Here is a 13,769-nt window from a genome sequence, read left to right as displayed (position 1 = left end):
AATACTATCTTTTACTCTATCCAGGAGTATTTATTTGATTTCAGGATCTCCAAAATGACCTTTTGCTGGATTAGGAGATGGGGGAGATATTTTAGGTAACTTAGGAAAATCATCTAAAGAAGAACTCGAGTCAATAGACCAATAGATAAGCCAATTGACAGCAGTTGCTCTTCTTGTTCTTCTAGGATAGAGTTCGTTAATTTTATAACCTTTAAAATTTAGAACTTTTTTTAAATTTTGTTTGTGATCTTTCGGTATAGATCGTGTCAAATGAACAGAAGCTGATCGTTCTGAAATAATTTGAGGGGCTTTTGAAAATTTTTCTGACCAATATGATGGAGTTAAGGAACTTGAAGTCCATCCATCAATAGAAGGTTCATTGATATAAAAAAGTCTTTCCCATACTAATTCACATACAAAAATATCACTTACTTTATCTTCAAGTATTAGAGACAATATTTGCCTACTTATGGACCATTTAAAATCATTTCTTAGAAATTTGTCCTTATTCATTAATTAGGTCTTATCAAAATTAAAGAAAAATAAGGCATTGTCTCCACATTATATTTTGAAGCATGTTGGATAATTTGATCAGGCATCCCTACATTTAAAGCGATTAAAGCTTTATTAATGATTTTCTCTTTTTTTAAAATTTCTTTAACTGACCCCCATCTTTTCCCAACTTTCATAAGTACTAAAACTGTTTTATTTGCTTTAGTCTGAATTATTAGAGTTATTAATTCGGATTTAGAAGAAGGACATTCTTTTACTATCAAAGCCTCGCCTTTCTTTACTAAATCAAAATTACTTAAAGCTGCTGCTGCTGAGATAGATGATATCCCTGGTATTGTCTTTGTGATTATTTCAGGATAATTATTATTTATTATTCTCAGAATATTTGAGGAACTTGCATAAAGTGAAGGATCTCCAAGACAAAGTAAAGCAACAGATTTATTGTTTCTAACAGATTTAACAATTATATCCACAGCACTAGACCAGATTTGATCTGGATCAAATTCTTGTCTTGCCATTGGAAAAATAATGGGTATTTTTTTCTTGAATTTGATATATTTTTTGACTATTTCCGCAGATGCACTCTTTCTATTATCACTTGAAATTGGGAAAACTATAAGTTTTGCTTTTTTAATTGCTTCTACTGCAGCAAAAGTTAGTAAAGAACTATCTCCAGGACCTACACCAACTACTGTTAATGATGCAAGATCACTTTTAAAACCAAGCAGATTTTTTAGAGTATTTCTAATTCCCATAAATTAATAACAAAATTCAATTAACTATGAATTCTTGGCAAAGCAAACGTTTGGGATAAGATCTCCGATTCAATATTAGATAATTCCTCTAATCTTTTGTTAGTTTCATTTTTAGAGAATTTAGTCTGTGCTAGTTTCCAATAAATTCCAAAATGTCTTGCTTCACTTTCAAGTAAAGACACATAAAGCAACTTGAAAGATTTGTGCTCAGAATTCAATGCTAGTAAACTTAATCTTTCATGACTTCTTGCTTCAATAAGTCCTGCTATTAAGAAACTATCTAACATTCTATATGGTTCCTCTTTCCTGACACATTTCGCCAATTCAGCTCCATATGGGGGAGGCTTAAGAGCTTTAAGCGAATGACCAAGATCCTTTAGTAAAACCAGTATTTTTTCAAAATGCTCCAACTCTTCCCTTGCTATGGGGCTCAAAACTTCTGCCAGGTCAGGTTCAGATGGATATCTAAACATTAATTGAATTGCAACTCCAGCAGCTTTTCTTTCACAATGAGCATGATCAATAAGTATCTCTATTGGATTCGATAAAGCTTGCTCTAGCCAACTTTCTGAGGATAATGAGGATAAATATTTAATATTAGAAGAGGGCCTTTTAAAATCTACTAGCATTTAATTATTAATACTTAAAAATTCAATTATTCCCTCAAGAGCAAGAAAATAACTTGTAATACCAAATCCACTAATTATTCCTATTGCTTTGTCTGTAAGAAAAGATTCTTTTCGAAATTCTTCCCTGCTAAAGATATTTGATATGTGTAGTTCTACAAATGGGATTTTTGATCCAATTAAAGCATCTCTTATAGAAATTGAAGTATGAGTAAAAGCACCGGCATTAATAAGGATTCCACTGATACTACTTACCGAGGATTGTATTTTATCAACGATTTCACCTTCATGATTACTTTGAAAGCATTCAAGATTAATACTTTTTTCCTTAGCAACTTTGTTTAAATCTTTTTCAATATCATTCAAGGTTTTATTTCCATATATTTCAGGTTCTCTAGTACCCAACAAATTAAGGTTTGGCCCATTTATCAATAAAATATTCATCAGCAATTAAGTCTTTTCTTTTAAATGCTATCTAGAAAGAAACAAAAAAACCAAAACATTTTCACACAAAGTGACCATTAACTGATAAGTTCAAATAGTGGGGGTCGGTGCCCGAGTGGTTAAAGGGGGCGGACTGTAAATCCGCTGGCTCTGCCTACGTTGGTTCAAATCCAACCCGGCCCACTTTTTTTCAGCCCTTGTAGCTCAGCGGTAGAGCACTCCCTTGGTAAGGGAGAGGTCTCGGGTTCAAGTCCCGACGAGGGCATACCTCGAAACCTCTCTATCACTAGCTTTTAAGAAATTCAAGAAGAATCTATAAACACCAAATATATCTAGATATATCGACAATATAGCAATTCTGCACTTATATTTGCACTAATTACATTTTTATAATGACTAGTGCTAACAGCACTTCTTGGGAAAAAGAATTAAGAAAAAATATCTGCACTAATTTTGGTCGTGGATTTAGAGTGAATGGCGAAAATAGCGGTAGGACCAAACTTTTATATGTTTATAACGAAGGACTAGGTTCTGCAAACAAAAGAACCTCTCAAACCTTACCCATCGAAAGGAAATTTCGGGATACGATGATGCAAAATTACAACAATTAAAAATAGTGTTAATGGTTATCAAAAAAAAATAGAGATTCCATTTTTTTTGGGATTATGATGGAAACGTATTTCATCATAATTATCTAAAAAAAGTGAGTCTAAGGAAGCTTTTTTATAACTTGGATTTCTAGAGTCAGGGCTAAAGGATTGGAACCTGCGACCTAGTGCTCCCAAAGCAACCGTGCAAAATAAGCTATAACTAGAATTATTAGTCATAACCTTATTAGTAGCGATATGCTAGTGTTTTGTATTGTTCGTAAATGTTCACTAGAGGTTGACTTTTGCCCACGTTTTTCCCACATTTTAAATTTTTATAGTATGTAGATAAAGGTAATATTTTTAAAAACTTAGTTGTATAAATTTTTCGAAATTTTAGAATTACGGAATGATTAAGAATATTAAAACAAAAATTGAAAAATATGGAGAAGTTTTCACTTCATCAAACGAAGTTAATGGAATGCTGGATATTGTTGATGAAGAAACAAGAAGATTAGATTCTACTTTTTTAGAGCCTGCATGTGGCGATGGCAATTTTTTAATAGAAGTACTTGATAGAAAGCTTAAGTCAATTTCATTGTTAAATAAATCAATAAAATTAAATTATCAAATAGATATATTTCTTGCTGTCTCATCCCTTTATGGTATTGATATCCAGAAGGAAAATGTTTCTAAATGTCAATTAAGACTTTTTAAAAAAATAAAAAAATTTTACGAGAATAAATACAAAGAAGATACTGATTTCTTTGGAGTAATTAAATTTCTTTTATCAAAAAATATTACTTGGGGGGATGCATTGACTTTAAAGCTCCCTTCAAGTGATACACCTATTATTTTTTCAAAATGGAGTTTAATATCCAAATATAAAGTGAAACGACTTGACTATTCTTTCAAATCAATCATTAATAATGAAGAACTAAATGCATTGCCATTGTTTTCAGATCTTGGTGAATTAGCTTTTATACCAGAGCCTATTGCTGAGTTTGATTTAATTCATTTCCTGAAGATTAATAAAAATGAAAAAGAGACATAATCCTGATGTACTAAATTGTTTAGCTAATTTGAGTAGCGATGAAGTCTTTACCACTCCATCATTAGCCAATGAAATCTTGGACAGTTTGCCAAAAGAAATTTTTGAGGATAAAACTTCTACGTTTATAGACCCATGCTTGAAATCAGGAATATTTTTAAGGGAAATAGCTAAAAGATTAGATAAGCAATTAGTAAATACATTACCTGAGAAGACGAAACGTATTGAGAATATTTTTAAAAATCAAGTTTTTGGAATCGCGACAACTGAACTAACAAGCCTCATGGGTAGGAGGACTTTGTACTGTTCCAAAAAAGCTGATAGCAAATATTCTCTTTTTGATGCATCAGTAAATGAGAGTGGAAATATTTTTTATAGTCGATCAAATCATTTATGGGTAAATTCACGATGTAAATATTGTGGAGCCCCGCAGGATGCCTACAATAGGAATGATGAGTTAGAAACATATGCTTACCCATTCATTCATAAAGATAATCCTAATTTATTTTTTGATATGAAATTTGATGTAGTTATTGGCAATCCCCCTTATCAAATATCTGATAGTGGTTTTGGTAAGAGTGCTAAACCAATTTACAATAGGTTTATTGAACAGGCGAAGAAATTAAATCCTAGACATTTATTAATGATTATTCCATCAAGGTGGTATGCAGGGGGTAAAGGATTAGACGAATTCAGAAATGAAATGTTGAATGATAAAAGAATAAAAAAAATTGTTGATTATCCTGAAGCAAAAGATTGTTTTCCAGGAGTTGATATAGCAGGTGGGGTTTGCTATTTTCATTGGCAAAGAGATTATGAAGGCTTAACTGAAGTAATAAATAACTGGAGAGATGAGAAACAAATTTCTTATAGAAAATTAAATGAATTCGACACCTTTATAAGGTTTGGAATAGCTTCAAACATAATTAAAAAAATCAGAACCAAAAATGAATTAACTTTGGATTCTGTCGTTAGTAGTCGAGCAGCATTTGGTTTGACAACAACAGTGAAAGCAAAAGAGACGGGAGACTTAAATCTCATAACAAGTAAAGGTGAGGGCAAAATATCTTCAGGTGAGGTGCTTAACAATAAAGAATTAATACCAAAATGGAAAGTCTTAACCTCTAACATTTCCTATGATCATGCTGGACAACCAAATAAAAATGGGGAGAGAAAGGTTTTAGCAAAATTATTTTTAGCACCTCCAAATACAGTATGTACTGAAACTTATTTAGTTATAGATACTTTTGATAACCAAGAAATGGCTGAGAATTTAGAAGCATTTCTAAAACTTAAATTTACTAGATTTCTAATTGCTCAGATGACTGTTTCTCAACATATAACAAAAGGAAGATTTGCATTTGTACCAAAACTTAATTGGAATAAAAAGTACTCTGATAACGAGCTTTATTCAAAGTATGAACTAGATAGTGAGGAAATAAATTTTATTGAAAAGACCATTATGAAAATGGAATAATATGGCTAAAGACTTTTTCTATAAAAGGTATGAAGGGAATCCCAAGATATATGCTTATTCTGATTCACATCCGCAATATCAAGGTTTATTAAAAGTAGGATTCACATCTAAAAATACTGTTAAGCAAAGAGTTGAAGCACAGTATCCCATAATTACTCCCGGAGAAGAAACATATACTATTCATTTAGATAGAAGTGCTATTAGGAAAGATGGGACTTCTTTTATTGATAAAGATGTTCATAAAATTTTAAGAGCTAAAGGTTTTCCTAATCCAGCCGGTGAGTGGTTCCGCTGCAAAGTAACTGATGTGAATGCTGCTATAGATCTAGTTGCTTTTGGAGATATTGGAGTAGAGGGCAGGCCAAATAATTTTGGACTTCGTCCAGAACAAAAAGAAGCGATAGAGAAAACAAAAAATTATATAAATGGTTTCATAAAGGAAAAATCTAATAAAGTTCCCCATTTCTTATGGAACGCAAAAATGAGATTTGGTAAAACTTTTGCAGCTTATAAGTTGGCTTTAGAAATGAAATGGACGAAAGTGCTTGTCTTAACTTTTAAACCAGCAGTTCAAAGTGCGTGGGAAGAGGATTTACTTACACATATTGATTTTGAAGGTTGGCAATTTATAAACAGAAATGGGATGTCATTTGGAGAAGCTGATAAAAGTAAACCTTTTGTTTGTTTTGGATCATTTCAAGATTTTCTTGGAAAAAACAATGCAGGGGGAATTAAACCAAAAAATGAATGGGTTCACACCATAAAATGGGATTGCGTAATACTAGATGAATATCATTATGGGGCGTGGAGAGAAAGAGCGAAAGAGCTATTTGAGGGGGAAGAAAATAAAGAAATAAAGCTGCAAGAGGGTGAAGGTATATCTTTTTTTAAAGAGGAAAATATGCCAATCTCAACAAATTTTTATTTATATCTTTCAGGAACGCCTTTCAGAGCAATATCAACTGGAGAATTCATTGAAGAACAAATTTTTAATTGGACCTATTCAGATGAACAAAATGCAAAAAATAATTGGGTAGGTGATAAAAATCCATATTCATCATTACCAAGAATGATTTTAATGACTTATAAAGTGCCGGATTATATTTTAGAAGTTGCAAATGAGGGGGAATTTGATGAATTTGATCTCAATACCTTCTTCTCTGCAAAATATGAGGACGATGCTTCTGAATTTATTTATAAAGATGAAGTACAAAAATGGTTAGATCTTATTAGAGGTCAAAATTTAGAAGAAATTAAAACAACTTTAAAATTAAAAGATAAGAAACCACCCTATCCTTTTAGTGATAGTAGATTATTATCACTACTTAGCCATACTTTTTGGTACCTACCAAATGTTTCATCGTGTTTTGCGATGAGAAATTTACTTCAAGAGAGACAAAATACTTTTTTTCATAGTTATAAAATTATTGTTGCTGCAGGTAATAAAGCAGGTCTTGGTCTGAAAGCCTTATGGCCTGTAAGGGATGCTATGGATAATCCACTTGAGTCAAAATCAATAACACTTTCTTGCGGAAAATTAACAACTGGTGTCTCTGTTAAACCCTGGAGTGGGATATTCATGCTTAGAAATATATCAAGTCCCGAAACATATTTTCAATCTGCCTTCAGAGTTCAAACACCATGGGAAATAGAAAATCCAGATAGTAAATCGCCTAATGAGAAAGACGTCCTAAAGCATAATTGTTATGTATTTGATTTTGCTCCTAACAGAGCTCTAACTCAGATTTCAGACTATAGTTGTAACTTGAATTATCAAGAAAATGATCCTGAAAAAAAAGTTGGTGAGTTTATAAAATTCTTACCAGTTTTATCTTATGACGGTAGCTCAATGATTGAGGTAGATGCTACATCAATTTTGGACATGACAATAAGCGGAACAACCGCTACTCTTTTAGCTCGTCGTTGGGAAAGTGCGCTTCTAGTTAACGTAGATAATTCAACTTTAGAAAGGCTTATGGGTAACGATGAAGCAATGAAAGCCTTACAAGCTATTGAAGGATTTAGGAGTCTAAATGAGGATATAACTTCGATAATCAATTCCTCAGAATCAATAAAAAATTTAAAAACAAAAGCTAATGAGGAGGAATTAAATAAAAAAGAAAAAAAACAACTAACAGAACAGGAAAAAGAATTTATCAATCTAAGAAAAAAAATTCAAAAGCAACTTATCAAGTTTGCTACCAGAATTCCAATATTCATGTATTTAACTGATTACAGAGAAAGGTCTTTAAAAGATGTAATTACACAATTAGAGCCAGGACTTTTTAAAAAGGTTACTGGTCTTAGTCTCAAAGATTTTGATTTACTTATTAGCCTAAATGTCTTTAATAGTAGTTTGATGAATGATGCTATTTATAATTTCAAAAGATATGAGGACTCGAGCCTTAGTTATATCGGTCTAACAAAAAATACTCATGATGAAGTTGGACTTTTCGACACTGTAATTTCAAGAGAAGAATTTGAAATTTAGATAAATTTTAGAGACTAAATCTATTAACTCTTCATCAGTAAAAATATTATTTATGTAATTAATTCTAATTACCTTTATTCATAATACAAATATACTTCTTGCGTATCATTATTTCATTTGGCAATATTAGTAACCGACTCCAAAATTGGCACATCAACTTAAGATGTTTCCCTTAATGGCCAAATAGAACTGAAGGATTTGAGATCAGGGTTTTTAAAAATATTTTCCTTTCGGTTCAGCTGTTAAAAAGTTCCTACACACATACTTATAAAAATGAAAATCATTAAATATCTCAGGTCGCTTCCAGGCGATTCTCTGAGTATTATTCGCCGTACCCCGCCACTCGTATTTGCAATGGCAGTTTTGTCTCTTGGGGGTTTTATAGGTGCATCCACTGTTCTTGTCAGAGGGTTCAGGACTGTGGAGAATACGATTACTGTTACTGGTGCTAGTACTGAGAGTTTTGAAAGTGATATAGCAAAATGGTCTGTCCAGGTAAAGACCTCAGGTAAAACTCAGATTGACTCATTTACCAAGCATAAACAGTCTATAAACAAGACAATGGAATTTCTTAACGCCAATGGAATTAAGGACAGCGTGAAGCAAGACGTTTATCTTGGTCCTGCAAGTATTAGTGAATATAAAACTAAGCATCCAAAGACTAATGAAATCATTAGAACTGAATGGATCACTTATCAGAATATTGAGATTGAGAGTAGGGATGTTTATAACATCCAGAAGACTCATAGTCAGATAACAGAATTGCTTGGTAAAGGTGTAAGAGTAAAACCAAGTCGTCCTGAATTTACCTATTCAAAACTTGCTGATAAAAGAGTTGATATGCTCGCTAAGGCAGCGAAAGATGCAAGAGTAAGAGCCGAGGCAATTGCTTTACAGGCAGGTTCTGAAGTAGGTGGTTTGAAAAGAGTTAATACTGGAGTTTTTCAGATAACAGTTCCTAATTCCACAAGTGTAAGCAGCTGGGGATCTTATGACACGTCTACTATAAAGAAAGATATTACTGCCGTAATGGGAGTAACTTTCGCTGTTAAATAATTGAATTAGGGAGTCCTCTTTTTGCCTTTGAGGATCATCAGTAAAGGAAATCCAATAAGCATAAGACTCCCATCAATTAATAAAAAAGTATTCAGATTCATTTATCCATTCCATCTGGGATATCCCATGTAAGTGGGATACCTTTTTTAACCACATCCTTCTTCATTTCATCCATTTCTTTCCTTAATTTCTTGTAGTATGCAACTTCCTCAGGATCATCAGAACCGAGGCCATAGCCCATGGTCGCTGCCAGATAAATTCTATGCATTCTGTAAGAACTTAAAGTCATACTGAGATCATAAACAATTAAATGTTAAATCAGAAAACAAATTATTTTTAAATCCTTCTACCAAATGAAAAAATTATTTCTTCTATCACTATTAATAAGTTTAATTTCTCCAATTAAAACTTCTGCTGGTTTTCCAGAGGGAGAAAAAGGTTATGACTTAAAGAAAATTGAGGATTCATTCAAATTGCCTTGTGATGAAATAGGTAATGATGAATGTATTGCAAGAGCTTTTGGAGTAGGTGCTTGCACATGGGTATTTGGGATTAAAAATGGAAAAGATTCAAAAGAAGCACTTAGGATTGCTGATGGCGTATTGATTGCTCTCTTGAAGGGAAACAATCTCGATATAAATTCTATTTTTGAAAAAGATGGGTCAATTAAAGAGACCATTCAAAAAGAGTCAGTATATAGAATCAATTTTTGTAAAGATGCTACAAAATTGGCTATTCCAAAATTAATAAAAAAACTGCCCGAAGGGGTTGAGTTAGATGATGAAAGGATTGAAAACTTAGCGGATGTATTTCCTCTTCAATACCTAACAATGTTTGAACAAATGAGGAAACGTAATTAACTTTAAAACAGTCATTTAAAACAAACCAAAATTTTTATTAGTGGAAAATGATGAAATAAAATATAAAAAAGATATACCTATTGAATGGCTAAAGATGCCTTCAAGTGCAAAGGAAGCTGAAAAGTTAAATATAAAAAAATATTTTATAGGAGATAAAAGATTTATGAGAGAGCTTGAAGATAGGGATGAATATAATGCGGCTTAAAAATAACTAATTTTTTATGCTGCTAGTTTTTGTCTAGCTTGTCGTATTTTTAAAATTGAATAAGTTTTTGAAGCCCATTTTTGAGAATTATTAGATTCAGTAACTAATATCTTTCTAGTTAATTTGCCTATTTTAAATACTTCTACTAAGCCAAAATAAATTATTGCCAGAACCTTAGTTATGTTTACTGTGACTGCTGCTATCTTTTCAATTCTTTGATCTTGCATTTGAGTTATCCAAGTCAACTAAAATTACCAGTTGTAAGAAATTATGCAAATATTTTTTTCAAATTAAAAATAACTTATAAAGAAAAAAGTTTCTTAAATTTTCAATATAAAAATAGGGGCGATTGATGTTTTTTCTAAATATTATTAAGTAAGTAAATTTATTAAATATTAAATGTCAATAAAACCACCTATTCCTCCGTTCAATTTTGAAACAGCTATTAAAAAAGTAAGATTAGCTGAAAATGCATGGAATACAAAAGATCCTGTAACAGTATCACATGCTTATACAGAAGATAGTTTTTGGCGAAATAGAAGCGAATTTATTAAAGGAAGAGAAGAAATTATAGAGTTTTTAAAACGCAAATGGATCAAGGAAATTGACTATAAACTTATCAAAGAATTATGGGCTTATGATAAAAATAGAATTTCTGTACGTTTTCAATATGAATGGCACGATCCAGAATTTAATTATTTTCGTGCATATGGTAATGAAAATTGGGAATTTTCTGAAACAGGTTTAATGAGTAGAAGAGAGGCGAGCATAAATGATATTTCTATAGATAAAAAAGATTGTCTTTTTACATGGGGAGATGGACCCCGTCCAAAAGATTTTCCTGGACTCACAGAGCTAGGGATTTGATATTGACAGTCGATCTAAAATAAGGGCAAATTAGCTCATTTTCATTAATGCTTTTTCTAATTTCTTATAAATTTTCTGACGCAAACGCCCAAGAGAAAGGGGCGAAAATGCTAACTGAATGGTACGACAAAGGAGGTCCACAAAATAGACCAGAGGGATATAACGTTAAATCTTGGATTTTCTTACCTCAACATGGAAACGGTTACTCTGTGGTAAATACGGATTCTCTAGAAACTATTTGGCGTCAATGGCGACCTTGGAGAGAATTAATGGAGATTACTATTGAACCTTGCGCAGATTTAGATGAAACAGTAGCTCTATATCGTTAATGAAACACTAACTACTTGAACCATTAAGTTACTTATTGACAGTCGATCTAAAGTAGAAGGTACAGAAGCCCCTTTTTTCATGTCCTCTTCAATGAAAGATTTCTTAGATAAATTTTTTGATTTATGTAGAGAATATCAAGAAGAAATTCCACCCCAAAAGATGGCTGAAGTTTTAAGAGATTACGCAGATAGGTTAGATGGATAATGTTAAATACAGATGAAGCAAGTGCATTAGCCAATTGGATACAAAACTGGAAAAAAACTTATAAGGAAAATCCAAAGTTAAATGAATGTATTACATGGTTTGAATGGAAATATCAAGATAGAGAACTTACCTCAAGTGACAAGAGTTCAATTGCAACTATTTTGAGATATAACTCGGAAGAATAATTATGTATGGAATAGCAATTACTTATGGAGTTATTAGTCTGTTATTACTTGGTGGCTTTGCGTATTTAACTTTTAAAATGATAAAAAAATGAAAAAGTGTGATTTATGCAATAAGGAAGATGTGATCCATTACAGAGTAAAATCTATAAATTATAAAAGGTGGATTTTTTGCTGTAAAAAGTGTTGGCATATTGTTTCAAAAGAAAGCCAATATTCTTATGGTGGAACAAGAAAATTAAAATAAATGGAATTTTTTAATCAACTTTGGAATAATCAACCAGCTACAGTTATTGGTGTAGGTACAGCAACATTAGTATTGTTGGGATTTTATATATTTTTACTCAATACATATAAGTAATGATTGAAGAAGGAGAAATAATTGAAATTCCAGTAGAAAATCCTACTTATTTCACAAATGCAAAGCAACCAGACATTGGGATTATTGTTTTAAGTTTTACTGTAGTTTTATTAGTATTGGCTTTCTATATTAAAAATCGGCATTAATACCGATATACAGAAAATATTATCCATAGTAATTTCTAGTTAATCAAATGGAGGGATCAGAAATGATTGATAGTCCACCAGAGAATTTAATGAGATTGGTTTAAACAGCCAAATCCTATTAAATAAAAATAAGCTAAGTATTCCTAAAGAGGTTGTTTTCATTTAAAGGCTGAGTTCAACCTCTTTTTTGATACAAACTTTTATCATTGACAGTCGATCTAAAAAAATGGGCAATTAGTAATATTTATTTTCAGGAATTATTTATTTTGCTAGTAATAGAAAGCCAATAAAAATTAAAAAATAAAATGCTTTATGTTCAGCATTGGTCATTTAAGGCCGGATATCATCAAAAAGGTGCAGAAAAATTTCTTGGTGGTGGGGGAGATTATCCTGGAGTTGAGATGATTGGAAGATATCACGCACCTGGTTCTTTAGAGGGTTGGATAGTTTTAAAGACTGATGATCCAAAAGCAATATATCAACATGCCGCTGAATGGGGTGAATTTCTAAATTGGGAAACCACACCTGTATTTACTGATGAGGAAGCTGGTCCATTAGTTGCCAAAGTCTACTCATAGAAAGTGATTGACAGTCGATCTAAAATAAGGAGCAACTAGCTCCTTTTTCTATGCCTAATACTTTAGTTGTCTCGACATTTGGTTGCCCTTTCTCTGAATTTGAAGCAATGGTTAAAAAAGTAGATAAAGAACAAGGATACGTTTTTTGTTCTGAGCTGGAGATAATCAAAGTTAATGAACATAAAGCAATGATTCTTATGAGCTGTTCTGATTTGGAAAAGTTTGGTTCCATGCTTGAACAACCAGAATTAAAACAATGGGATATTGATAACAACTGTGTTGATACTGTTTATAATCTTGAACTTATTGAGTGAATGAAACTCTCACTACTTTCAGCAGTGCTATTTCTTTTCACTGAAATTTCATTTGCACAAGAGAAACTGAATTACACGGTTACATCTGATTCTCAAATACAAAGTATTAAAGGCAATTTTGAAGCTATTGGAAATGTAATTATCAAAAGTACTAACAATAATTTTGAAGCCTCCTCAAATAAGCTTACTTACGACAAAGATGCGAAAACTTTAAAACTAGTTGGAAATGTATTTGTTAAAAATTTAGAATCTGAAGGTTTATCTATCCAGAAATCATATGGCGATGAATTGACTATATTTACTGATTCGGGACTTTTTAAATTTAATTCTGAAAATAAAAATAGAGTAAAAACAAAACTTAAATTTTAATCTTTAAGAATCAACTTAGATTATTTTTATGGAGGACTCCTTTACCCATTTAATATCAATTGATAGAAGATTGTAAGAATCAAGTTTCCATTTTTCTATATTCAAATTGTCTTTAAATTTTTTATCATTTAAAAATATTGGCAAATCGTGAACTATCTTTATCACACCATTTACAACGCAAAACTGACCAGGATTAAGAACAAATTGATTGATTTCATTTTGCTCTAGATAACCTAAATCAAGAATTTCTTTTTGAAATTCTTTATGTAAAAATATTTCAAAAAGATTAAAATCAAATTCTTTAAAATACTTATAATAAGGATCCCAACTTCGTTCCATATTAAAAAATTCGG

22 protein-coding genes and 2 tRNA genes are annotated in these 13,769 nt (G+C 31.6%); 17 read left to right on the top strand and 7 right to left on the bottom strand.

Features of this window, described 5'->3' with window-relative positions; all coding sequences use genetic code 11:
- Window positions 1–30: 30 nt before the first annotated feature.
- Genes TX50_RS02100 through aroQ form a run of 4 tightly spaced genes read right to left on the bottom strand, consistent with a single transcriptional unit; the run spans window position 31 to window position 2,338 of the window.
- On the bottom strand, window positions 31–513 hold the full coding sequence (locus tag TX50_RS02100) for a DUF1823 family protein (protein ID WP_011132026.1): 483 nt from the start codon (window positions 511–513) through the stop codon (window positions 31–33).
- Window positions 513–1,268, bottom strand: coding sequence for a precorrin-2 C(20)-methyltransferase (cobI, locus tag TX50_RS02095; RefSeq protein ID WP_011132025.1), 756 nt, complete (start codon window positions 1,266–1,268; stop codon window positions 513–515). The genes TX50_RS02100 and cobI overlap by 1 nt, the downstream gene beginning before the upstream one ends.
- Window positions 1,269–1,288: 20 nt before the next feature.
- Window positions 1,289–1,897, bottom strand: coding sequence for a tRNA-(ms[2]io[6]A)-hydroxylase (locus TX50_RS02090; RefSeq protein ID WP_011132024.1), 609 nt, complete (start codon window positions 1,895–1,897; stop codon window positions 1,289–1,291).
- Window positions 1,898–2,338 (bottom strand): type II 3-dehydroquinate dehydratase, encoded by a 441-nt coding sequence (gene aroQ, locus TX50_RS02085; RefSeq protein ID WP_011132023.1) that lies wholly within the window; start codon window positions 2,336–2,338, stop codon window positions 1,898–1,900. It lies immediately after the preceding gene.
- A gap of 101 nt (window positions 2,339–2,439) precedes the next feature.
- Between aroQ and TX50_RS02080 the strand changes: the two genes are divergently transcribed.
- The 7 genes from TX50_RS02080 to TX50_RS02045 all read left to right on the top strand — a co-directional run bounded on the left by TX50_RS02080 (window position 2,440) and on the right by TX50_RS02045 (window position 9,000).
- Window positions 2,440–2,521: transfer RNA gene (locus TX50_RS02080), tRNA-Tyr, on the top strand.
- Window positions 2,522–2,531: 10 nt separating this feature from the next.
- A tRNA-Thr gene (locus TX50_RS02075) sits at window positions 2,532–2,603 on the top strand.
- A gap of 127 nt (window positions 2,604–2,730) precedes the next feature.
- The gene (locus tag TX50_RS02070; protein WP_042116016.1) at window positions 2,731–2,949 is read left to right on the top strand and encodes a hypothetical protein; all 219 of its coding nucleotides are present in this window, start codon (window positions 2,731–2,733) and stop codon (window positions 2,947–2,949) included.
- A gap of 385 nt (window positions 2,950–3,334) precedes the next feature.
- The gene (locus TX50_RS02060; RefSeq protein WP_011132022.1) at window positions 3,335–3,979 is read left to right on the top strand and encodes a hypothetical protein; all 645 of its coding nucleotides are present in this window, start codon (window positions 3,335–3,337) and stop codon (window positions 3,977–3,979) included.
- Complete coding sequence (locus TX50_RS02055) at window positions 3,963–5,453, top strand: Eco57I restriction-modification methylase domain-containing protein (protein ID WP_036930916.1); 1,491 nt, start codon at window positions 3,963–3,965, stop codon at window positions 5,451–5,453. The genes TX50_RS02060 and TX50_RS02055 overlap by 17 nt, the downstream gene beginning before the upstream one ends.
- A gap of 1 nt (window position 5,454) precedes the next feature.
- On the top strand, window positions 5,455–7,944 hold the full coding sequence (locus TX50_RS02050) for a GIY-YIG nuclease family protein (protein ID WP_011132021.1): 2,490 nt from the start codon (window positions 5,455–5,457) through the stop codon (window positions 7,942–7,944).
- Window positions 7,945–8,217: 273 nt separating this feature from the next.
- Window positions 8,218–9,000: an SIMPL domain-containing protein gene (locus TX50_RS02045; RefSeq protein WP_011132020.1), complete on the top strand. Its 783-nt coding sequence runs from the start codon at window positions 8,218–8,220 to the stop codon at window positions 8,998–9,000.
- 97 nt (window positions 9,001–9,097) lie between these two features.
- Here TX50_RS02045 and TX50_RS02040 read toward each other — a convergent pair whose 3' ends face one another.
- A complete protein-coding gene (locus tag TX50_RS02040; protein ID WP_036930917.1) occupies window positions 9,098–9,289 on the bottom strand; it encodes a hypothetical protein in 192 nt (63 codons plus the stop codon).
- Between the two features lie 64 nt (window positions 9,290–9,353).
- Between TX50_RS02040 and TX50_RS02035 the strand changes: the two genes are divergently transcribed.
- Together TX50_RS02035 and TX50_RS09420 are read left to right on the top strand one after the other, a co-directional pair.
- Entirely contained in the window at window positions 9,354–9,860 is a 507-nt protein-coding gene (locus TX50_RS02035) for a hypothetical protein (protein WP_011132019.1), read from the top strand.
- Window positions 9,861–9,900: 40 nt separating this feature from the next.
- Window positions 9,901–10,065 carry a hypothetical protein gene (locus TX50_RS09420; RefSeq protein WP_011132018.1) on the top strand — a complete coding sequence of 55 codons (165 nt, stop codon included), beginning with the start codon at window positions 9,901–9,903 and terminating at the stop codon, window positions 10,063–10,065.
- A gap of 14 nt (window positions 10,066–10,079) precedes the next feature.
- On the opposite strand, the gene TX50_RS02030 is transcribed toward TX50_RS09420, so the two are convergent.
- Window positions 10,080–10,292, bottom strand: a complete 213-nt coding sequence (locus TX50_RS02030) for a hypothetical protein (protein ID WP_036930919.1) — start codon at window positions 10,290–10,292, stop codon at window positions 10,080–10,082.
- A 172-nt stretch (window positions 10,293–10,464) separates the two neighbouring features.
- Between TX50_RS02030 and TX50_RS02025 the strand changes: the two genes are divergently transcribed.
- The 8 genes from TX50_RS02025 (at window position 10,465) to lptC (ending at window position 13,416) form a co-directional block, all read left to right on the top strand.
- Entirely contained in the window at window positions 10,465–10,932 is a 468-nt protein-coding gene (locus TX50_RS02025) for a DUF1348 family protein (RefSeq protein WP_011132017.1), read from the top strand.
- Between the two features lie 47 nt (window positions 10,933–10,979).
- Window positions 10,980–11,261, top strand: a complete 282-nt coding sequence (locus tag TX50_RS02020; protein ID WP_011132016.1) for a DUF3303 domain-containing protein — start codon at window positions 10,980–10,982, stop codon at window positions 11,259–11,261.
- Between the two features lie 79 nt (window positions 11,262–11,340).
- Window positions 11,341–11,466: a hypothetical protein gene (locus tag TX50_RS09910; RefSeq protein ID WP_268741262.1), complete on the top strand. Its 126-nt coding sequence runs from the start codon at window positions 11,341–11,343 to the stop codon at window positions 11,464–11,466.
- A complete protein-coding gene (locus tag TX50_RS02015; protein WP_036930920.1) occupies window positions 11,466–11,651 on the top strand; it encodes a hypothetical protein in 186 nt (61 codons plus the stop codon). Before TX50_RS09910 ends, TX50_RS02015 begins: the two co-directional genes overlap by 1 nt.
- A gap of 357 nt (window positions 11,652–12,008) precedes the next feature.
- Entirely contained in the window at window positions 12,009–12,155 is a 147-nt protein-coding gene (locus tag TX50_RS09415; protein ID WP_157859386.1) for a hypothetical protein, read from the top strand.
- Between the two features lie 305 nt (window positions 12,156–12,460).
- On the top strand, window positions 12,461–12,733 hold the full coding sequence (locus TX50_RS02010; protein WP_011132015.1) for a DUF3303 domain-containing protein: 273 nt from the start codon (window positions 12,461–12,463) through the stop codon (window positions 12,731–12,733).
- Window positions 12,734–12,783: 50 nt separating this feature from the next.
- Window positions 12,784–13,047: a hypothetical protein gene (locus TX50_RS02005; RefSeq protein WP_011132014.1), complete on the top strand. Its 264-nt coding sequence runs from the start codon at window positions 12,784–12,786 to the stop codon at window positions 13,045–13,047.
- The gene (gene lptC, locus TX50_RS02000) at window positions 13,048–13,416 is read left to right on the top strand and encodes an LPS export ABC transporter periplasmic protein LptC (protein ID WP_011132013.1); all 369 of its coding nucleotides are present in this window, start codon (window positions 13,048–13,050) and stop codon (window positions 13,414–13,416) included.
- Window positions 13,417–13,431: 15 nt separating this feature from the next.
- Here the strand turns inward: lptC and TX50_RS01995 are convergent, their stop codons facing one another.
- The gene (locus tag TX50_RS01995; RefSeq protein ID WP_011132012.1) at window positions 13,432–13,755 is read right to left on the bottom strand and encodes a hypothetical protein; all 324 of its coding nucleotides are present in this window, start codon (window positions 13,753–13,755) and stop codon (window positions 13,432–13,434) included.
- Between the last annotated feature and the right edge of the window lie 14 nt (window positions 13,756–13,769).

This window comes from Prochlorococcus marinus subsp. pastoris str. CCMP1986 (assembly GCF_000011465.1).
Lineage (GTDB): Bacteria > Cyanobacteriota > Cyanobacteriia > PCC-6307 > Cyanobiaceae > Prochlorococcus_A > Prochlorococcus_A pastoris.
Note: the sequence above shows the minus strand (reverse complement) of the source record. Positions and strands in the feature narration are given on the sequence as shown.